General features: G+C 72.8%; 2 protein-coding genes and 1 pseudogene. 1 reads left to right on the top strand and 2 read right to left on the bottom strand.

Translation table 11 applies throughout. From position 1 onward, the window contains the following. Positions 1 to 308, top strand: a 308-nt coding sequence (locus tag K6I33_RS32370) for an amino acid--tRNA ligase-related protein (RefSeq protein WP_229358148.1), incomplete at its 5' end; no start/stop codon positions are given. A 118-nt stretch (positions 309 to 426) separates the two neighbouring features. On the opposite strand, the gene K6I33_RS32365 is transcribed toward K6I33_RS32370, so the two are convergent. Both K6I33_RS32365 and K6I33_RS32360 read right to left on the bottom strand, forming a co-directional pair. Beyond that, positions 427 to 3,405: a glycoside hydrolase family 38 C-terminal domain-containing protein gene (locus tag K6I33_RS32365; protein ID WP_229358146.1), complete on the bottom strand. Its 2,979-nt coding sequence runs from the start codon at positions 3,403 to 3,405 to the stop codon at positions 427 to 429. Between the two features lie 36 nt (positions 3,406 to 3,441). Further along, positions 3,442 to 4,412, bottom strand: a pseudogene (locus K6I33_RS32360) (endo-beta-N-acetylglucosaminidase); the annotation flags it as partial.

Raw genomic sequence — 4,412 nt, 5'->3', positions numbered from 1 at the left:
GCCCCCACCGCGCGGACGCCCGGCTCGCCGAGCGCTGGGACCTCGTCGCCTTCGGCACGGAACTGGGCACCGCGTACTCCGAGCTCATCGACCCCGTCGAGCAGCGCCGCCGCCTGACGGCCCAGTCCCTCCTGGCGGCGGGCGGCGACCCGGAGGCGATGGAACTGGACGAGGACTTCCTGCGCGCGCTGGAGTACGCGATGCCGCCGACGGGAGGTTTGGGGATCGGGGTTGACAGGCTCGTCATGTTCCTGACGGGGCTGTCGATTCGGGAGACACTCCCGTTCCCGCTGGTACGGCATCGTTGACGCGTTGGGTCGGCCCCGGTCCCGCCCTTTCACCGTTTCTTCCAGGGGCTCCGCCCCCGGACCCCCGGTCCTCAAACTCCCCCAGCTACCGCTGGGAGGTGCCCCCAACGGGCTGAATTCAGCCCCGTCGCAGCCTCAGCGTCACGATCTCGAACGGCCGGAGGGACAGGCTGACCGACCCGGCCGCGACCGGTCGTTCCAGCAGGTCGCAGACCGAGACCTCCCCCACCTCGAAGCCCGCCGTCAGACGGACCGACGCCCGTCCGCCCAATGACTCGTAGATCCGCACGACCACATCCCCACTGCCGTCGTCCGCCAGCTTCACCGCCGAGACGACGACCGCGTCGTTGTCCACGGACACCAAGGGCTCCACACCCGCCTCACCCGGAACCCGCCGCTCCGGCAGGTTGATCCGGTACCCCTCCCGTACCGCGTCCCCCACGGACGCCCCCGGCACCAGCGCGTAGCGGAAGCGGTGGACGCCCTGGTCCGTGCGCGGGTCCGGGAAACGGGGGGCCCGCAGCAGGGAGAGGCGCAGGGTGGTGGTCGTACCGGACCGCGTCACGTCGTAGCCGTATGTCGAGTCGTCGACCAGCGCCACGCCCCACCCCGGCTCCTCCACATGCAGGAACCGGTGCGCGCAGGCCTCGAACTTGGCAGCGTCCCAGGTGGTGTTGGTGTGCGTGGGCCGGTGGAGGTGGCCGAACTGGGTCTCGGCCGCCACCCGGTCGGTGTGGACGTCCAGCGGGAAGGCGGCCTTGAGGAACTTCTCCGTCTCGTGCCAGTCGACCTCCGTCGCCACCTCCACCCGGCGCTCCCCCTCCGGCAGCGTGATCCTCTGCTCGACGCGCGAGGAGCCGAAGGTTCGGACGAGCAGGACGGCGCCGTCGTCCGTCAGCTCCAGCGTGTCGACGTCCGTCAGATCGGTGACCGTGTTCCGGTAGAAGCGGTCGACGTCCCACGCGTCCCACATGTTGGGGAAGTCCTGGTGCAGCTGGAGGAGGTTCCCGGGGGCCCCCGGTGCCAGGGTCTCGCGTCCGGCCCGCCGGTCGTACACGGAGACCAGCAGCCCGCGCTCGTCGACGACGACCGTCAGCAGACCGTTGTCCAGCACGAAACCGCCGCCCTCGCGCGGCGCCACGGTGGTGGGCGGGGTCGTCGACGACTCCTCGGCCGCCGCTCCGAGCGCCGCCACCCCACCGCGCGCGTGGGGTGCCGCGTTGAAGACGACCGTCGCGGAACCGTCACCGGCCAGCGCCCGTAGCGCGTCCGCGATCAGCACCTCCAGCTCGGCGGCCACCTCCGCGTACGTCCGTGCCGCCTCCCGGTGCACCCAGGCGATCGACGTGCCGGGCAGGATGTCGTGGAACTGGTGCAGCAGCACCGTCTTCCACAGCCGGTCCAGCGCCTCGTACGGATACGGCGCCCCGGTCCGTACCGCCGCCGTCGCCGCCCACAGCTCCGCCTCGCGCAGCAGGTGCTCGCTGCGCCGGTTGCCCTGTTTGGTCCGGGCCTGGCTGGTGAGCGTCGCCCGGTGGAGCTCCAGATACAGCTCGCCGACCCACACCGGTGCGTCGGCGTACTCGGCCCGGGCCTTCTCGAAGAACGCCGCCGGCTTCTCGAAGACGACCTTCGCCGAGCCCTCCAGATCCGCCAGCCTCTTCGCCCGCGCCAGCATCTCCCGTGTGGTGCCGCCTCCGCCGTCGCCCCATCCCGTGGGGGCCAGCGAGCGCGTCGCTCCGCCCTTCTCCCGGAAGTTGCGCACGGCATGGGCGAGCTCTTGGCCGGAGAGCTGGGAGTTGTAGGTGTCGATGGGCGGGAAGTGGGTGAAGACCCGGGTGCCGTCCAGGCCCTCCCACCAGAAGGTGTGGTGGGGGAAGGTGTTGGTCTGACTCCAGGAGATCTTCTGTGTCAGGAACCACTTCGCGCCCGCCAGTCGCACCAGTTGCGGAAGCGCCGCCGAGTAGCCGAAGGAATCCGGGAGCCACACCTCCTCCGTCTCGATCCCGAACTCCTCCAGGAAGAAGCGCTTGCCGTGGGTGAACTGCCGGGCCAGCGCCTCGGACCCCGGCATGTTCGTGTCGGACTCCACCCACATGCCGCCCACGGGCACGAAGCGGCCCTCGGCGACGGCCTTCTTCACCCGCGCGTAGACCTCCGGCCGGTGCTCCTTGATCCAGGCGAACTGCTGCGCCTGGGACATGGCGTAGACAAAGTCCGGTTCGTCCTCCAGCAGCGCGGTCATATTGGCGGTCGTCCGGGCCACCTTGCGGACCGTCTCGCGCAGTGGCCACAGCCACGCCGAGTCGATGTGCGCGTGTCCCACGGCGCTGATCCGGTGTGCGGAGGCGTGCGCGGGCGCGGCGAGGACGTCCGTGAGCCGCTCGCGCGCCCGTTCCGCCGTACCGCCGACGTCCTGGAGGTCCACAGCGTCCAGGGCGCGTTCGACGGCCCGCAGGATCTCCCAGCGGCGGGGCGCGTCCACCGGCAGCTCGTGCATCAGCTGTCCCAGCACGTCGAGGTCCTGGACGAGCTCCCACACCGTCCGGTCGAAAACGGCGAGGTCCATCCGGGTCAGCCGGTAGCGGGGCGCGTCGTCGGCGGTCTCACGGTCGCCCAGCTCGGTGGGGACGAAGGGGCGGTAGTCGAGGATCACCGGGTTGGCGGCCGCCTCGATGTGCAGCAGCACCGGCTCGCCGCCGGTGGCCCGCTCCGCGATCCGCACCCACTGGTTGCGCGGGTTGAGCCCCTTCACGGGCGAGCCGTCGGGGCGGTAGACCAGGCCCTCGCACTGGAAGCCCGGCATGTTCTCGTCGAAGCCCAGGTCCAGCAGGGCCTCGACCGTACGCCCCGCCCAGGCCTCCGGCACCGCGCCGGACACGGTGAACCAACTGGTGCCCCACGCCGGTCCCCACTCCGTGCCCACGGGGACGGGGGTGCGCGGCGCCGCCAGCCCCTCCGCGACGGGCACGGGCTCGCCGGGCGCGTGCCACACGGAGACCTCCAGCGGCACCGACTCGGGGTGGACGGCCGGGCGGATGCGCTCGTCCAGGACCCGCTTGAGCCGGGCCTCGGTGATGGTGCGGTCGTTGTGCATGCCTCTCCTTGTCCGGGTCCGGGATCGCGAGGGGTGCTACCAGCGGTGGATGACGGAAGCGGGGGCCGACGCGGTGTACAGCTCGTCCACGGCGCGCACCTCGACGCGGGTGACCGGCTCGTCGGCCGTGCGGCGCAGCGCCGGGACGTAGTAGGCATGCCCACAGGTGCCGCCGAGGAAGCGGGGCCGGCCGCCGGGCACCACCTGATGGAGCTCGTAGTGGCGTACGGGCCCGGGGTCCCGGGGCGTGGGCCGGTGCGTGGGCCGGTGCGTGGGCCGGTCCATGGTCCGGTCCGTGGTCCGGCGGGTCGGCTGCCAGGTCAGGCGAAGGGCGGCCGTGCCGTCGGGGTTGCGGGCGGCGGCGGTGACGGCCGGCGCGTCCGGCCGGCCCGGCGCGACGGGCGGGCCGTCGTGCAGCGCGAGCTCGCCGAGCCGCCAGCGGACGCCTCCGCCGTCCGGGGCGGTGAGCCGGATACCGAGGACGTGGGCGGTGGCGGCTGCGCGGCCGCGCAGCAGGGAGGTCAGGCGGAGCGTGGCGGTGGTCCAGCCGCTGCCGCCGGCGGGGAGGGTGCCCACGGGGAGGTAGGTGAAACGATCCGGCTCGTCCAGGGCGACGGCCAGCTCCACCTGGACGGCCGCCGAGCCGGGGTCGGTGCGGTGGGCCAGCTCGGCCACGGTGGTGGGTGACAGCGGAAGTCTCGACGCGTAGAGCTCGACGGTGGTGGGAAGCGCTGGCTTGCCGCCGACGAGGAGGCTGCTGCCGCCGCGCCAGGCGTCGGCGAAGTCGAAGCCGACGGCGGGCCGGGCCCCCGCCGTGCGGACGACCCAGCGGCGGCCGGGGAGCCGGTCCTGAAGCCCCAGATGGTTCCAGGGCGCGTCGGCGAGGCGCAGGCCCCGCTCGTACCAGCCGAGGCCATGGCCGGTGTTGAAGGTGGTGGCGAAGGGGAGCGAGGTGAGGGTGGAACGGTCGGCGACCGAGGCCGCCGGGGCACGCCAGGTCCCGGGGC

The organism is Streptomyces sp. UNOB3_S3, assembly GCF_020740895.1.
GTDB lineage: Bacteria > Actinomycetota > Actinomycetes > Streptomycetales > Streptomycetaceae > Streptomyces.
Note: the sequence above shows the minus strand (reverse complement) of the source record. Positions and strands in the feature narration are given on the sequence as shown.

What these genes read in the sequence shown, in the direction of transcription:
- K6I33_RS32365 (WP_229358146.1), bottom strand. Translation starts at nt 3,405, where the DNA reads ATGCACAACGACCGCACCATCACCGAGGCCCGGCTCAAGCGGGTCCTG.